Annotated in this window: 13 protein-coding genes; 10 read left to right on the top strand and 3 right to left on the bottom strand. The window is 37.5% G+C overall.

Features of this window, described 5'->3' with window-relative positions; translation table 11 throughout:
* The first annotated feature begins 2 nt into the window (after positions 1–2).
* The 6 genes from Q1B07_RS00345 to Q1B07_RS00370 all read left to right on the top strand — a co-directional run bounded on the left by Q1B07_RS00345 (position 3) and on the right by Q1B07_RS00370 (position 6,980).
* Positions 3–1,196, top strand: a complete 1,194-nt coding sequence (locus tag Q1B07_RS00345) for an ABC transporter permease (protein WP_299086805.1) — start codon at positions 3–5, stop codon at positions 1,194–1,196.
* A gap of 271 nt (positions 1,197–1,467) precedes the next feature.
* Positions 1,468–2,223: a DeoR/GlpR family DNA-binding transcription regulator gene (locus Q1B07_RS00350; protein WP_299086807.1), complete on the top strand. Its 756-nt coding sequence runs from the start codon at positions 1,468–1,470 to the stop codon at positions 2,221–2,223.
* Positions 2,220–3,131 carry a 1-phosphofructokinase gene (gene pfkB / locus Q1B07_RS00355; RefSeq protein WP_299086808.1) on the top strand — a complete coding sequence of 304 codons (912 nt, stop codon included), beginning with the start codon at positions 2,220–2,222 and terminating at the stop codon, positions 3,129–3,131. Before Q1B07_RS00350 ends, pfkB begins: the two co-directional genes overlap by 4 nt.
* Positions 3,132–3,144: 13 nt before the next feature.
* On the top strand, positions 3,145–5,004 hold the full coding sequence (locus Q1B07_RS00360) for a PTS fructose transporter subunit IIABC (protein WP_299086810.1): 1,860 nt from the start codon (positions 3,145–3,147) through the stop codon (positions 5,002–5,004).
* 256 nt (positions 5,005–5,260) lie between these two features.
* A complete protein-coding gene (lepB, locus tag Q1B07_RS00365; RefSeq protein WP_299086812.1) occupies positions 5,261–5,821 on the top strand; it encodes a signal peptidase I in 561 nt (186 codons plus the stop codon).
* Between the two features lie 196 nt (positions 5,822–6,017).
* On the top strand, positions 6,018–6,980 hold the full coding sequence (locus Q1B07_RS00370; RefSeq protein WP_299086814.1) for a DUF4349 domain-containing protein: 963 nt from the start codon (positions 6,018–6,020) through the stop codon (positions 6,978–6,980).
* On the opposite strand, the gene Q1B07_RS00375 is transcribed toward Q1B07_RS00370, so the two are convergent.
* Entirely contained in the window at positions 6,977–7,237 is a 261-nt protein-coding gene (locus Q1B07_RS00375) for a hypothetical protein (RefSeq protein ID WP_299086816.1), read from the bottom strand. The two genes, Q1B07_RS00370 and Q1B07_RS00375, sit on opposite strands and share 4 nt — an antisense overlap.
* A gap of 215 nt (positions 7,238–7,452) precedes the next feature.
* Here Q1B07_RS00375 and Q1B07_RS00380 point away from each other — a divergent pair, with 215 nt between their 5' ends.
* The 4 genes from Q1B07_RS00380 (at position 7,453) to Q1B07_RS00395 (ending at position 11,955) form a co-directional block, all read left to right on the top strand.
* A complete protein-coding gene (locus Q1B07_RS00380; protein WP_299086818.1) occupies positions 7,453–8,370 on the top strand; it encodes an aminoglycoside phosphotransferase family protein in 918 nt (305 codons plus the stop codon).
* An 86-nt stretch (positions 8,371–8,456) separates the two neighbouring features.
* Positions 8,457–9,341 carry a CPBP family intramembrane glutamic endopeptidase gene (locus Q1B07_RS00385; RefSeq protein WP_299086820.1) on the top strand — a complete coding sequence of 295 codons (885 nt, stop codon included), beginning with the start codon at positions 8,457–8,459 and terminating at the stop codon, positions 9,339–9,341.
* A gap of 154 nt (positions 9,342–9,495) precedes the next feature.
* Entirely contained in the window at positions 9,496–11,115 is a 1,620-nt protein-coding gene (locus Q1B07_RS00390; RefSeq protein ID WP_299086822.1) for an ATP-binding cassette domain-containing protein, read from the top strand.
* Between the two features lie 240 nt (positions 11,116–11,355).
* Positions 11,356–11,955 (top strand): OmpA family protein, encoded by a 600-nt coding sequence (locus tag Q1B07_RS00395; RefSeq protein WP_299830972.1) that lies wholly within the window; start codon positions 11,356–11,358, stop codon positions 11,953–11,955.
* Here Q1B07_RS00395 and Q1B07_RS00400 read toward each other — a convergent pair.
* Both Q1B07_RS00400 and Q1B07_RS00405 read right to left on the bottom strand, forming a co-directional pair.
* Entirely contained in the window at positions 11,950–12,858 is a 909-nt protein-coding gene (locus Q1B07_RS00400; protein WP_299086825.1) for a GTP-binding protein, read from the bottom strand. The genes Q1B07_RS00395 and Q1B07_RS00400 overlap by 6 nt on opposite strands.
* Before the next feature lie 285 nt (positions 12,859–13,143).
* Positions 13,144–14,376 carry an aminopeptidase gene (locus Q1B07_RS00405; protein WP_299086827.1) on the bottom strand — a complete coding sequence of 411 codons (1,233 nt, stop codon included), beginning with the start codon at positions 14,374–14,376 and terminating at the stop codon, positions 13,144–13,146.
* Between the last annotated feature and the right edge of the window lie 152 nt (positions 14,377–14,528).

Consider the following 14,528-nt stretch of genomic DNA (forward strand, 5'->3'; position numbering starts at 1 on the left):
GCATGAGTTTAGTAGAGAATATAAAAATGGCCTTAAGCTCTGTCCTTGCTCATAAATTGAGGTCGGTTCTTACAATGCTGGGAATCATTATTGGAGTCGCCTCGGTTATTTTGGTCGTTGCTATTGGTCAGGGTGGGGAACAATTACTTAAAACATCGATTACAGGTCCAGGAAATACGATTGAAGTATATTATGAACCTAGTGAAGAAGAGCTAATGTCAAATCCAAATGCTTATATGAATGCAGCCTTCACACAGGATGATGTCGATGCTTTAAGCAATATACCAGAGGTAAAGAAGGTAGTTGCATCATCTACTGAATTATTTTCTACCAGGTATCGCGAAGAAACAATGGATACAAGTGTATACGGGGTAAATCATGCGTATATCGAAGTAAATCAATTAAACATCCAGTCAGGCAGACATCTTGTTGAAGCAGACTTTATTGGAGGGACACGTGTTGGTGTCATAAGTGATGAGCTAAGGAAAGAATTATTTGCTAATGACGATCCAATAGGTGAAGTGATCTGGATAAAAGGCCAGCCTATTGAAATTGTTGGAGTATTGGAAAAACCAACAGGTCTTTTCGCTTTTGGAGCGATGGAAATTTACATGCCATGGAATACATTTCGTTCATCCTTCGGAATAAATGAATATAATCAAATGACGCTTCAAGCGACTGATTCTGACGTGATCAAGGAAGCTGGGGAAAAAGCGACACGTATATTAAATACCGCTCATAACACAGAAGAGTCTTACAAGGTATTTAATATGGAAGAAATGGCGGCTGGAATTGGGCAGATAACGACTATTATGACGTTAATTATTGGCTCAATCGCAGGAATATCCCTCATTGTTGGCGGGATTGGTGTAATGAATATCATGCTTGTTTCCGTTACAGAGCGAACAAGGGAAATCGGTATTAGAAAAGCTTTAGGTGCAACAAAACGGCAGATATTAACCCAGTTTCTAATTGAATCTGTCACCTTAACATTAATTGGCGGAATCATTGGAATTATTCTAGGTGCTGTTGCTGCAAATATCGTTTCGGTGTTTGCTGGATGGCCGCCGCTTATCTCATGGCAGGTAGTTGTTGGCGGATTAATATTCTCGATGTTAATTGGTGTAGTGTTTGGCATGCTCCCAGCAAATAAAGCAGCGCGCTTAAGTCCAATTGAGTCACTTAGATATGAATAAGATCGTACATCTCCTTTTGGATCAACTGCTATTCCTAAAAGCAGCTGGTTTTGAAAGGAGATTTTTTAATTTTACAGAAGGTATGAGTTATTGTATTTAGCAAAGGACGTGTACTCTACTTATCTAGTCAATTAGAAATATAAGAAATTTGCTATTTGTGATTGGAAGATGATAGTTTTTGATAAAATATGATTGATTTTGACTGAACACAACAGTATAATGAATGTGTAAGGGAGGTTGTATTCGCTTACAAAAAATGGAGGTGTGATTCGTGTTAACTCCTGAACGACATCGAATCATTTTAGATGTTCTGAAAGAAAAAAAATCAGTCAAGATTCAAGAGCTAGTTGAGCTAACAAACTCTTCTGAATCAACAATAAGACGTGATTTAACACAATTAGAAGAGGAAAAATATTTAAAAAGAATCCATGGGGGTGCAGCACTACTCCAAGGTAAACTGAGGGAACAGAATATTATTGAAAAATCAGCCAAAAACCTTCATGAAAAGAAAAGGATTGCACAAGAAGCTGCTTCTTTAGTTGAAGAAGGTGATTGTTTATATTTAGATGCGGGGACTACGACTCTACAAATGGTTGAATATCTTCCAAATGGCAAGGAAATTGTGGTTGTAACGAATGGACTTACCCTTATAGAACCGCTTATGAATAAAGGGGTAAAAACTTACTTGATTGGCGGATTTATAAAACCTCTAACAGGCGCCATGATTGGTCGGGGAGCTATGACAGCACTTGAACATTACCGATTTGATAAATGCTTTTTAGGTGTTAATGGCATTCATATAGAACTTGGGTACACAACACCAGACCCAGAGGAGGCTGCCATAAAAATGACTGCGCTCCAGTTATCAAGAGAAAAATATGTTCTCGCTGATCATACGAAGTTTGGCGAGATTGCTTTTTCAAAAATAGCAGAGCTGGTTGACGCGAAAATAATTACTGATGATATTGACGAAGACATCCTGAACTCCTATGGGAAAAATACAGCAATAAAGGTCGTGAATGAATGATTTATACTGTGACATTAAATCCATCTGTTGATTACATCGTAGAAGTTGACCAATTTGAAATAGGATCATTAAACCGCACAGTTGCGGATACAAAATTTCCTGGAGGAAAAGGGATCAATGTATCCAGGGTCATGCAACGATTAGGGGTGGAAACAGAAGCTTTGGGATTTATCGGCGGTTTTACAGGCAAATTTGTAGAAGATTTTTTACGTGCTGAAAACATCCAAACAAATTTCGTAAAGGTTTCCGGTGATTCAAGGATTAACATTAAATTAAAAACAGAAGTAGAGACAGAAATAAATGGGCTCGGTCCAAGTATTACGGATGAGCAGCTGGCAGAATTCTTTGCAGTATTTGAAAAAATGACTGAAGAAGATACTGTTGTATTGGCAGGCAGTATTCCAGGGACATTACCAGCATCGATTTATAAAGAGATCATCTCTTTATGTAAAGATAAACAGATCAAAGTTGTTGCTGATGTATCTGGTGAAGCTTTAAAAGAAGTCATCTCTGAAAATCCGTATCTTATAAAACCAAATCATCATGAGCTTGGCGAATTGTTTCAGACAGACATCCAAACGGTAGAAGAAGCTCTCAAATATGGAAAGAAATTGGTTGAGCAAGGTGTAAAGCATGTTATTGTTTCACTTGCAGAAAAAGGAGCCTTGCTTATTACCGAAAGGACAAGTCTTATAGCGAATGTACCAAAAGGAAAGGTTCTTAATTCCGTAGGTGCAGGAGATTCAGTTGTTGGCGGTTTCTTAAGTGCCCTGCAAAAAAATTACTCAATGGAAGAAGCATTTAAAATTGGTGTAGCTGCAGGAAGTGCTACAGCATTCTCAATGGAGCTTTGTACAAAAGAAAAAATAGAAGAGTTATTACCAAAGGTTGAAGTCATGAAGGGATAGAGGGGGAAGAACAATGAGAATTACAGAACTTTTGACAAAAGAAACGATTAAGCTTGACCTCCAATCAACATCAAAAGCAAATGTAATCGGTGAACTAGTTGATGTTTTAGATAAGGCAGGCAAGCTTTCCGATAAAGCAGGCTACGAAGGTGCAGTGTTGGCTCGTGAACAACAGAGCACAACAGGGATTGGCGATGGCATTGCCATCCCGCATGCAAAGACAAATGCCGTTTTGCACCCAGCCATTGTGTTTGGACGTTCAAAGGCAGGAGTTGATTATGAAGCACTTGATGGGCAGCCAAGCTATTTATTTTTTATGATTGCTGCATCAGAAGGTGCAAACAATACCCATTTAGAAGCGTTATCCAAGCTTTCTTCCATTCTTATGAAGCAAGAAGTGAGAGACCGATTATTAGCAGCAAATACAGCTGACGAAGTATTGAACATTATTGATCAATTTGATGAAAAAGATGAAGAAGTAGAAGAAAACACATCAAGTTCTGGGAAAATTTTAGCAGTTACAGCTTGTCCGACTGGTATTGCACATACGTATATGGCTGCTGATGCGTTAAAGGAAAAAGCAAAAGAAATGAATGTCTCAATCAAGGTTGAAACAAACGGTTCTGGCGGTGCGAAGAATGTATTAACAGATGCTGAAATTCAAGAAGCAACCGCGATTATTGTTGCAGCCGATAAGCAGGTAGAAATGGATCGTTTTAAAGGGAAGCATGTCATCATCGTACCAGTAGCAGACGGGATTCGTAAGCCTAAAGAATTAATTGAGCGTGCGTTAAAACAAGATGCGGCGATCTATCAAGGCAGCGGTGAGTCAAGAAAAGAAGATCGCGGCGGAGAAAGAACAGGTATTTATAAGCATTTAATGAACGGTGTTTCAAACATGCTGCCGTTTGTTGTCGGTGGTGGTATTTTAATTGCGATTTCCTTTATGTTTGGTATCCATGCATCAGATCCAACTCATGAATCGTATAACGCTTTTGCGGAAGCATTAAGTACGATTGGCGGCGGAAATGCATTTGGGCTAATGGTTCCGGTATTAGCAGGATTTATTGCGTTAAGTATTGCGGATCGTCCCGGATTGGCTCCAGGTATGGTTGGCGGGTTTATGGCTGCACAAGGTGGAGCAGGGTTTTTAGGTGGTTTAATTGCAGGATTCTTAGCGGGATATATTGTTGTTCTGCTTAAAAAATTATTATCAGGTCTACCTTCATCATTGGAAGGTATTAAACCGGTGCTCTTATATCCAGTGCTTAGTATTTTCGGTGTTGGAATGATTATGTTTTTTGTTGTAAATAAACCAGTTAGTGCCTTAAACGTACAAATTAGTGAATTTTTAGGCGGGTTAGGTACAGGTAACTTAGTCCTTCTTGGGTTGATTCTCGGTGGAATGATGGCCATTGATATGGGTGGCCCAATTAATAAAGCTGCCTTTACATTCGGGATTGCTATGATCGATTCTGGTAATTTTGCACCACATGCAGCTGTCATGGCTGGTGGAATGGTACCTCCATTAGGTATTGCCCTTGCAACAACATTCTTCCGCAGCAAATTTACACAACGTGAACGTGAAGCAGGTATTACTTGCTATATTATGGGTGCTTCCTTTATTACTGAAGGTGCAATCCCATTTGCGGCTGCAGATCCTGGCCGTGTTATTCCTTCAATTGTTACAGGCTCTGCAGTTGCTGGTGCATTAGCAATGTTCTTTGGAAATGGTTTACGAGCTCCACACGGCGGTGCATTCGTTATTCCGTTAGTAGAAGGCAATCCTCTGCTTTATTTGCTGGCAATTGTCATTGGGGCTATTGTCACAGCTATTATGCTCGGATTATTAAAAAAACGAGTAAGTGAATAAAGTCTTATTACAAACTGATTAAAATGAAGGTATCTCTTCATTTTAGTCAGTTTTTTCTTTTTGTAAAGCATTTAGTTGCATTCTTTTCTAAAAATAATCCACTTTTACAATAAACTGAAATTTTAATCTTATTTCTTACCATTTAGTTTCCCTTGGAGAATAATAGAAAAAAGAATAAAGGATTTTTTAATTTTTTAGCAAATAAAATTGTATATAGGTATAATGGAAATAGAGCATTGAAATTAGGAGGTTCATCATGTCGCAAACAGAAACAGAGGCGTCAAAATCAAAGATCTGGGAATGGATAAAAGCAATTGTTTTAGCTATAGGGCTGGCAATGATTATACGTTTCTTTTTATTTGAGCCATATCTTGTAGAAGGCTCTTCAATGGACCCAACCTTAAAGGATGGAGATCGTCTTTTCGTCAATAAAACCTTGCAATTTATTGGCGAAATAGAAAAAGGGGATATAGTTATCATTGAAGGTAAAGAAGAAGATATACGCTATGTTAAACGAATTATCGGTTTACCAGGAGATAAAATCAGTGCAGAAAATGGAAAGGTTTATGTCAATGGGAAAGTAATAGCCGAGCCCTATTTAGAGAGTAACAAAGAAGAAGCACAGCAAATGGGGATGCTCCTAACAAATGATTTTGAAGAGATAGAGGTTCCAGAAGGCAGCTATTTTGTTATGGGTGATAACCGTTTAAATAGCATGGATAGCCGCAATGGACTTGGCTTGATAGAGTCGGATCGAATATTGGGTAAATCAGAGTTTATCTTCTTTCCATTTGGTCATATAAGTAAAACAGAATAAAATGAAAAAAGGTCAGAACCTACCAAAATCACAAATAATTTGACTTTCTGTTATATCAAAGTCATTGATTGTGCTTGTCGTGTCTGGCCTTTTAATTTTGAAATCTTCTCTTTGCTTTTTTCCTAAATTTGTAACCCTTTTGTATGTAAAACGTCTACATAATCATAACGGAAAATTATACAAAGGGTGTGGCAGGATGAAGAAGCTATGGTTGATGGTCGTAACGATTCTTATAATAGGGCTAATATACGGATGCAGTAGTTCCAGTGAAGAAAGTAAACAGGCTGACAAAGCTGCAGGAGAACTGGCAGATAAAGACAGCACTCCTCAAGCATTAGGGGGAAAGACGGAAATCGCTAATGAGGATGCTATCCAGAACTCAAATGACAAAACAGAGGTAGAAGGAAAGGAACAACAAAATTCAGAAACACTTAATCAGAGTGACCGAATGGTTATCTATACAGCAAACCTTTCGATTGAAGTAAACAGCTATCAAAAGACATTGGAGTTGATCCAACAGAAGCTTGCGTCAGCTAATGGTTACATTGTTGAATCTAATTCGTATACAACAGGAGAACATGAAAGGATAGAAGGTACAATTACAGTGCGAATCCCTCAGGAGCAATTTCAGTCCTTTTTACAAGCTGTTGAGAAGGGGAGTACGGAGGTGATTGATCGTTCTATTTCAGGTCAGGATGTTACCGAAGAATTTGTGGACCTCGAAGCCCGTTTAAAATCAAAACAAGTCGTTGAAGTCCGTTTGCTTGATTTTATGAAAAGGGCTGAAAAAACTGATGATTTGCTAAAGATATCAAGTGATTTGGCCGCAGTGCAGGAAGAAATTGAACAAATTAAAGGGAGAATGAACTACTTAAACAATAAGGTGGACCTTGCTACGGTTACGATTCATTTGGTTGAGGATAGGGTGAACGTTCCTGGTTTAGAAAATAAAGAGTTAAACACTTGGGAAAAAACGCAGGAACAATTTATGAACAGTGTCAATTTTTTATTGCAAGCTTGCTCTGCATTTATCATCTTCCTTGTTGGCAGTTTGCCGATATTAGTTGTCTTAGGCGGCATCCTGTTTATCTTGATTTTAATGATCCGGAAAAGACGTAAGCAAAATGAGGGAAAACCACCTGGCCAATCAAATGATTAAATGGCCAGCAGTGTTAGGAGAAGCATGATTAGAAATACGGTACCAATAATCAAAAGTACACTTACTAATATCGACATCTGTTTATTTTCTGGAAGATAGCGGGGCAGGAGTTTTTTTGAAAAGATGTTAATTATGATATATAGAAAAATAACACCAATTATAAAGGTTGCACCTTTTGATTGAAAACCAAGGAAGGCGAAATATAGTCCTGCCAAAACAAGTAATAAACAATATTCAATTAATGTATATAACTTCATGAATTTAGAACTCCTTTTTCCTATTGAAAGACAATTTTATCATAAAATCTGCTAAAAGTTTAGAAATGTCACCTAAGTGTATTTATAAACTTAGTATAAAACTGGAAAGGACTTATTTAATGCGTATCGAAATAGTAAAGGAGTCCACTTTTAAATGCTAGCGAACTTATATTACTTTGTAAAAAATACAGCTATTTTTAGGTAAGGGTGAAAAGATGACGTATTTGCCAGATGAATTTGTCAAAACGATAAAATCGGTCCATAAAGAGAATGGACAAACGTGGTTGAATCATTTTGAACAGCTAATCAAACATTGTGAAGAAAAATGGGAGCTTAAGATCCAGCCACCCTATGAGTTATCTTATAATTTTGTAGCACCTGCAGTTAGAGTAGATGGAAGCAAAGTTGTCGTTAAATTAGTGGTACCTGGTGATGAGGGATTTCAAAATGAAGTGGAGGCCCTTAAACATTTCAACGGTCAAGGAATTATCCGCCTTCTTTATGAGGAAGCTGAAAAAGGCATTATGATCTTAGAGCATGTATCGCCAGGTGATAAGCTGGCTTCTATTGAAAATGATGATGAGGCAACATTGATCATGGCACAGGTTATGAAAAAATTATGGAAATCCCCGCCGAATAACACAAGCATTCAGACACTTTTCCAACGGGAAAAGGACTTTCAGAACATACGTCTTAATCATAAGGATGGTGTGGGGCCTATTACGAAAACAATGCTGATGGAAGCGGAAGAGATTTTTTCAAGGCTGACCAGTACAATGAAAGATTTATACCTTCTTCACGGTGATTTCCATCACTACAATGTTTTATCGGTAAATCAAAAAGACTGGATTGTCATTGATCCAAAGGGATTAATAGGTGAACGAGAATATGATGTCATTCAATTTCTGTTAAATAAATTACCGGATGACCAAGTAGAACAACTGATTGAAAAAAGGATAAATATTTTAGTAGAGCATTTACATCTAAATAAAGAGAGAATTTTATTATGGGGTTATTGTCATTCAATTTTAAGCTTATATTGGGATATTGAAGACTTTGGTGTGCCAAATGAAAAGACCTTTGAAGTCATCACAAGCTTTAAAAATTTGTATAGTAAAATATATGGAGTTTAAGAAAGGGCTGATGATTAGTTTCAGCCCTTTTAATCTGAAGTATCAGGGTATCTTTAATTATGATAGAAACTTAGAGGAGTGGTTTGATGGGCCAACATTTTATTAGAATGTCAGAGGGGAAAAACAGCCATTGGCGTTATTTTTGGTCACTCTTGGTTATTTTAGCCTTTATGTTTGTTATCGGAACGATTGCATACTTAATTGCTGTTTTAATAACAGCGTTTATAAACCCGAGCATTGTTGATGTAGAAGAGATGATGATTACCGATCCATTGGTGGATTTTTATCTATATCATATCGTCAATATTTCGGCTGTTTTTGGAATGTGGCTTGCAGCACGCACTATTTTAAAAAGAAAACTGATTTCCTTTATCACACCATATGATAAGGTAAATTGGACGAAGATTTTATATGGATTTTTGATTGCTTTTTCATTATTCGCGCTGTTTGCTCTATTAGACTACGCCATTTTTCCAAATGATTATATGTTAAATGATTTTGAAGGTTCTAGATTTGCATGGCTGGTAGTTGCTTCAATCCTGTTAGTTCCTATTCAAACAACCTCAGAGGAATTATTTTTTAGAGGGTTTTTGTTGCAATGGGCAGGTAAATTAACAAAGAACCCGATTATTTTAATGCTCATCATTGGAGGCATCTTTGGAAGCTTGCACTTTTCAAATCCTGAAATGGAGCACGGGGCATTTTGGGTTGCGATTGATTATTTAGCAATGGGCTTCATTTGGACTTATATTTCCATAAAAACAAATAGTTCAGAGTTTTCCATTGGTGCCCATGCCGCAAATAACATGTTTTTATGTATTTTTCTAACGATGGAGGATACGGTAGTTGGAAATATTCCTTCTTTATTTGTCGTAACAAATGTTAATGCAATGCTGTCGGCGCTTACAACTGTTACAACCGGTTTGATTTTCTTATACATTGTGATGCGGAAGCATCGGATGGGAAACTAGATAGTGAGGAATTACAAACAATAATAGGCAGCTATTTTGTTTTATAAACTAGTAAAAAACGTTGAATATATGAAAAGTTGTTGATACAGAACGTATAAAAAAAACCCTTTCGGTGTTATAATTGTTTAGATGTTAAAGTATTGGAGGATATTTCATGATTCAAGTTACAAATGTCAGCTTACGGTATGGTGATCGCAAGCTTTTTGAAGATGTTAATATTAAATTCACTCCGGGAAATTGCTACGGATTAATTGGTGCGAATGGTGCTGGAAAATCTACTTTTTTAAAAATACTTTCCGGTGAAATCGAACCGCAAACAGGTGATGTCAGTATGGCGCCTGGCGAGCGTTTGGCGGTGTTAAAGCAAAATCACTTTGAATATGAAGAGCATGAAGTTCTTAAGGTTGTTATTATGGGACATAAACGCCTTTATGAAGTTATGCAGGAAAAAGATGCCATTTATATGAAAGCTGATTTTACCGATGAAGATGGCATGAAGGCGGCAGAATTAGAAGGTGAATTCGCTGAATTAAATGGTTGGGAAGCGGAAAGTGAAGCAGCTATATTGTTAAAAGGACTTGGAATTTCTGAGGAGCTTCATACGAAGAAAATGGCTGATCTAACCGGCGGGGAAAAGGTAAAGGTTCTGTTGGCACAAGCCCTTTTTGGACAGCCTGATGTTCTCCTTCTGGACGAGCCTACGAACCACCTTGATATTCATGCGATCGCATGGCTTGAGGAATTTTTAATAAACTTTGAAAATACGGTTATTGTTGTTTCACATGACCGCCACTTTTTAAATAAGGTTTGTACACATATTGCTGATTTAGACTTTTCAAAAATTAAAATTTATGTCGGAAACTATGATTTCTGGTATGAATCAAGTCAATTAGCTCTTAAATTAGCGCAGGAAGCAAATAAGAAAAAAGAAGAGAAAATAAAAGAGCTTCAAAACTTCATTGCCAGATTTAGTGCAAATGCTTCAAAATCAAAGCAAGCGACTTCACGTAAAAAATTATTGGATAAAATTACGTTAGATGATATTCAACCATCTTCTCGCCGTTATCCATATGTGAACTTTACACCAGAACGTGAAATCGGTAATGATGTTCTCCGTGTAGAAGGCTTATCGAAAACAATTGATGGTGTAAAGGTATTAGATAACATCAGCTTTATTATGAATAGAGAAGATAAAATTGCCTTAGTTGGCCGTGATGAAATTGCGATTACGACTTTATTTAAAATTTTAGCAGGAGAGATTGAGCCTGACAGTGGTACATTTAAATGGGGTGTTACAACAACACAAGCTTATTTTCCTAAAGATAACAGTGAGTATTTCACTGGCGATGAGCAAAATCTCGTTGACTGGCTCCGCCAATTTTCTCCGAACGACCAAAGTGAAAGCTTTTTACGCGGTTTCTTAGGACGGATGCTTTTCTCAGGAGAGGAAGTTATGAAGAAGCCGAGTGTATTGTCAGGAGGAGAAAAGGTTCGCTGCATGCTTTCGAAAATGATGTTAAGCGGTGCGAACGTTCTTTTATTAGATGAACCAACAAACCACTTAGACCTTGAATCGATTACGGCGCTTAACAATGGCTTAATTGCATATAAAGGTGCGATGATTTTCACTTCACATGACCATCAATTTGTGCAAACAATTGCGAATCGGATTATCGAAATTACTTCGAACGGTATCGTTGATAAGCAAATGACCTATGATGAGTTTTTAGAAGATGATAATGTACAGAAGCAAGTAAAGGAATTGTACGCGTAAAAGAGTAGATTTAAAAAAGAGATGGCTTACATAGACATTAGTCTGGTGGGCCATCTCTTTTTGTGCTGATTGTACAACATCAAGCTTTGCGGAATGGGATTATTGGATTATTAGTAATTTGTAAAATTAAACAAATAATTCCATATTGATGATAAAATAGAAATACTGGTACATAAAGTTAGGCAATAGACTTACCATCACGGATATAGAATAAAGCAGTGCGTGTTAGAGGGGTTGATAATGATGAAGTGGTATGCAATTGGTTTGTTAGCTGTTGTGCTTGTTAGTTCAGGCTGTGGAAAAAAAGATGACACAGCAACATCAGTTATAGAATCTGAAAATGAAACATTGAAAAAACTGGAGCAGGGTGAACCGGTTATGAAAGGGCAAGTGGTCGATCCTGGATCCAGTATTAAGTTAACCATGAAGCATGATATAACTTTAGATTTGTCTGGGACAAAGGTTTTGAAGCAAGAAAATGCGATGATTATTCGAATGTTAGATGAGGTGCTATTTAATTATGATCAAGCAGAATTTTACGAAAAAGCAGAAGCTAGTTTAAGAGAATTAGATCATGTTTTTGCTGCATTGCCTAGTAATACCACAATAATCATCGAAGCTCATTTGGATGATCGTGCAGATAATGAATTTAACCTTCAGCTTACAAAAAAACGAGCTAATCGTTTATTACATCGTTTTAATGAAAACGAGAAATTATCTCATCTAAGCTTTTCAGCTGTTGGAGCCGGAGAAGATAAGCCGATTGTCCCCAATGATGGCAATGCTGAAAATCATCAGTTGAATCGGCGTATCGACTTTGTCATAAAATTCTCATTATAAAGATTCAAGCGCTGTTTTTATCCATTGGTGATCAAGGTGTTCTCCAATAAAAACAAGTGTGTTTTTCATTTTTATTTTTTCTTTAAGGTATAGCGGCATCCCGTAGGAGTATTGAAAAAGATAGCTTTCCTTTGAATGTGTAAAAGATAGATAGCCTTTTATCCGATAGATTGTATCAGGCATGTTCTTTAAAAACTGTTCAAATTTTTTCATATCTATTGGCCGTGAAAAGGTATGGACATATGTGCGCATATGCAATGTTTCGAGAACATGTGTTTTTTCATGTTCTTTTTTACTGGATTTTTGAATAGGCTTTAGCTGTGTTAGAGGGACATCGGCATATTCTGTCATCAACAGCTTCGCCGTTTTATTTAACGCTTGAATTTCAGAAATAAGCGTTGCCTTTTCATCCTCTGACAGCTGATCAATTTTGTTTAATAGAACAATATCTGCATGCTGAACTTGTTCCGCTAAAAGCTTGCGAATTTGTATGCTAAGTTTTGAGCGGTCCTTCCATCTTTTTGCGTCAATTAATGTAATAATAGCCTTTATTGCTAGCTTTTCAGCAAATAGAGGGGACATGCAAGCATCTAAAACCTCAATTGGATGGGCGACACCTGTTGTTTCTATATAGATGGCGTCTAGCTCATATTCTCTTAGCATGTTTTCAAGCTGAACTTCAAGCTGTCCCTGAATGGTACAGCATACACAGCCGTTTAAAAGCTCCTTTAATGGTATTTCCTCTTGGACGACGTTAGAATCGATCGAAACCTCACCAAGCTCATTCATGATAACGGCGATTTTTCGTTCAAGCTGCTTTTCTTGAACAAGAATATTTTGTAATAACGTTGTTTTTCCAGCTCCAAGAAAACCGGATAATATATAGACCTCTACAGGCTTCATGATGTTTCCCTCATTTCAATATCAATAAGAAAGAGGGCCTGACGTAAGTAAATTATGTCTGACCCTTTTTTTAAATGTTCTAAGAAAGTGTCCAGCTCCAGGCGCCATCGGCGAAGCACAGGACGTGCAAGTGCAGTCAATGCGACAGGATGTCGCGTTTTTGACTGCCTCTAGGGTCTAGTCAAATAGGAATTGAAGGGAAAGAACACCTTCTATTCCTATTCGCCTTATGCTTGTCGCCGAATGCTAAGCACCTTGCGCTTTTCTTATTTTGTTATTATTTGTTTAAAATGCCCATGTTCCGTTTCGGAAGATAGCTTCTGTCGTTCCATCTTCTAATATTCCATCAATATCCATATCTGCAGAGCCGATCATAAAGTCGACATGGGTAATACTGGAGTTAACGCCAACCTTCTCAAGCTCTTCACGAGACATTTTTTTTCCGCCTTCAACACAGAAAGCATAACCATTACCAATTGCTAAATGGTTTGAGGCATTTTCATCAAATAATGTATTGTAAAACAATACGCCAGATTGAGAAATAGGTGAATCATGTGCAACTAATGCGATCTCGCCTAAATAGTGTGAGCCTTCATCTGTTTCAACTAATTGCTTTAATACGTCTTCACCTTTTTCAGCTTTCACATCAACGATACGGCCATTTTCAAAGGTGAGTGAAAAATCATCAATAAGATTTCCGCTGTAGCTAAGCGGCTTCGTGCTTTTAACAACACCATTTACTCCGTTTCGCAAAGGGACAGTGAACACTTCCTCTGTAGGCATATTTGCCATAAAGAAATTCCCCCGCTCATTTTCGCTGCCTGCGCCAACCCATGTATGTGTGTCATGAAGTTCAATGGTTAGATCAGTTCCTGCGGCTTTATAATGAAGCATTTTATATTTTTTACTATTTAAATAGTCTACCTTGTTATGTAAATTAAGATTATGTTCCTCCCAAGCTTTTACTGGGTCTGGCTGGTCAATTCGAGTTGTTCGGAAGATGGCTTCCCAAAGCAGTTCCACTTGTTTATCTTCTCTTTCATCAGGAAAGACTTTTGCTGCCCACTCCTTTGAAGCAGCACCAATAACTGTCCAGCTAGCTTTGTCAGCTTGTAAATAGTTGCGATATTTAGTTAAAGCCATCCCGGCTGCCTTTGTGGAAGCTGCAATTCTTTTTGGGTCAATTCCACTTAATAGGTCAGGATTAGATGAAATGATCGACATAAAGGCACCGTCATTTTCAGCTAATGTTTCTAACCCGCGCGCTTTCCATTCTGGATAGTCGCTTAATGCATCCTCTGATGCTAGTTCAAAGCGAGTTCTTGTCACCACATCATCATGCCATTCAACATATACATTTCGTGCGCCGGCTTCATAAGCCTTTTTAACGACGAGACGGACAAAATCAGCAACCTCTGTTGAAGCGTTTATGACTAAATTTTGATTATGTTGAATATTAACCCCCACACGAACTGCTAGTTCCGCATATTTTTCTAACTTTTGTTGAAAATTAGACATTGCTCTAACCTCCTTGTTATTATGATCAATTTATAAAAGCCTCCAAATTAGGAAGTTTTACCTTTTTATTTTAACAACCCATTAAGGGAATGAAAAGCTAAAGCCATTTCTAAGCCAAATTGCTTTATGTGTTGATAGAAAATTATTACAAT

The organism is uncultured Metabacillus sp. (assembly GCF_947503125.1).
In the GTDB taxonomy this organism is placed as follows: domain Bacteria; phylum Bacillota; class Bacilli; order Bacillales; family Bacillaceae; genus Metabacillus.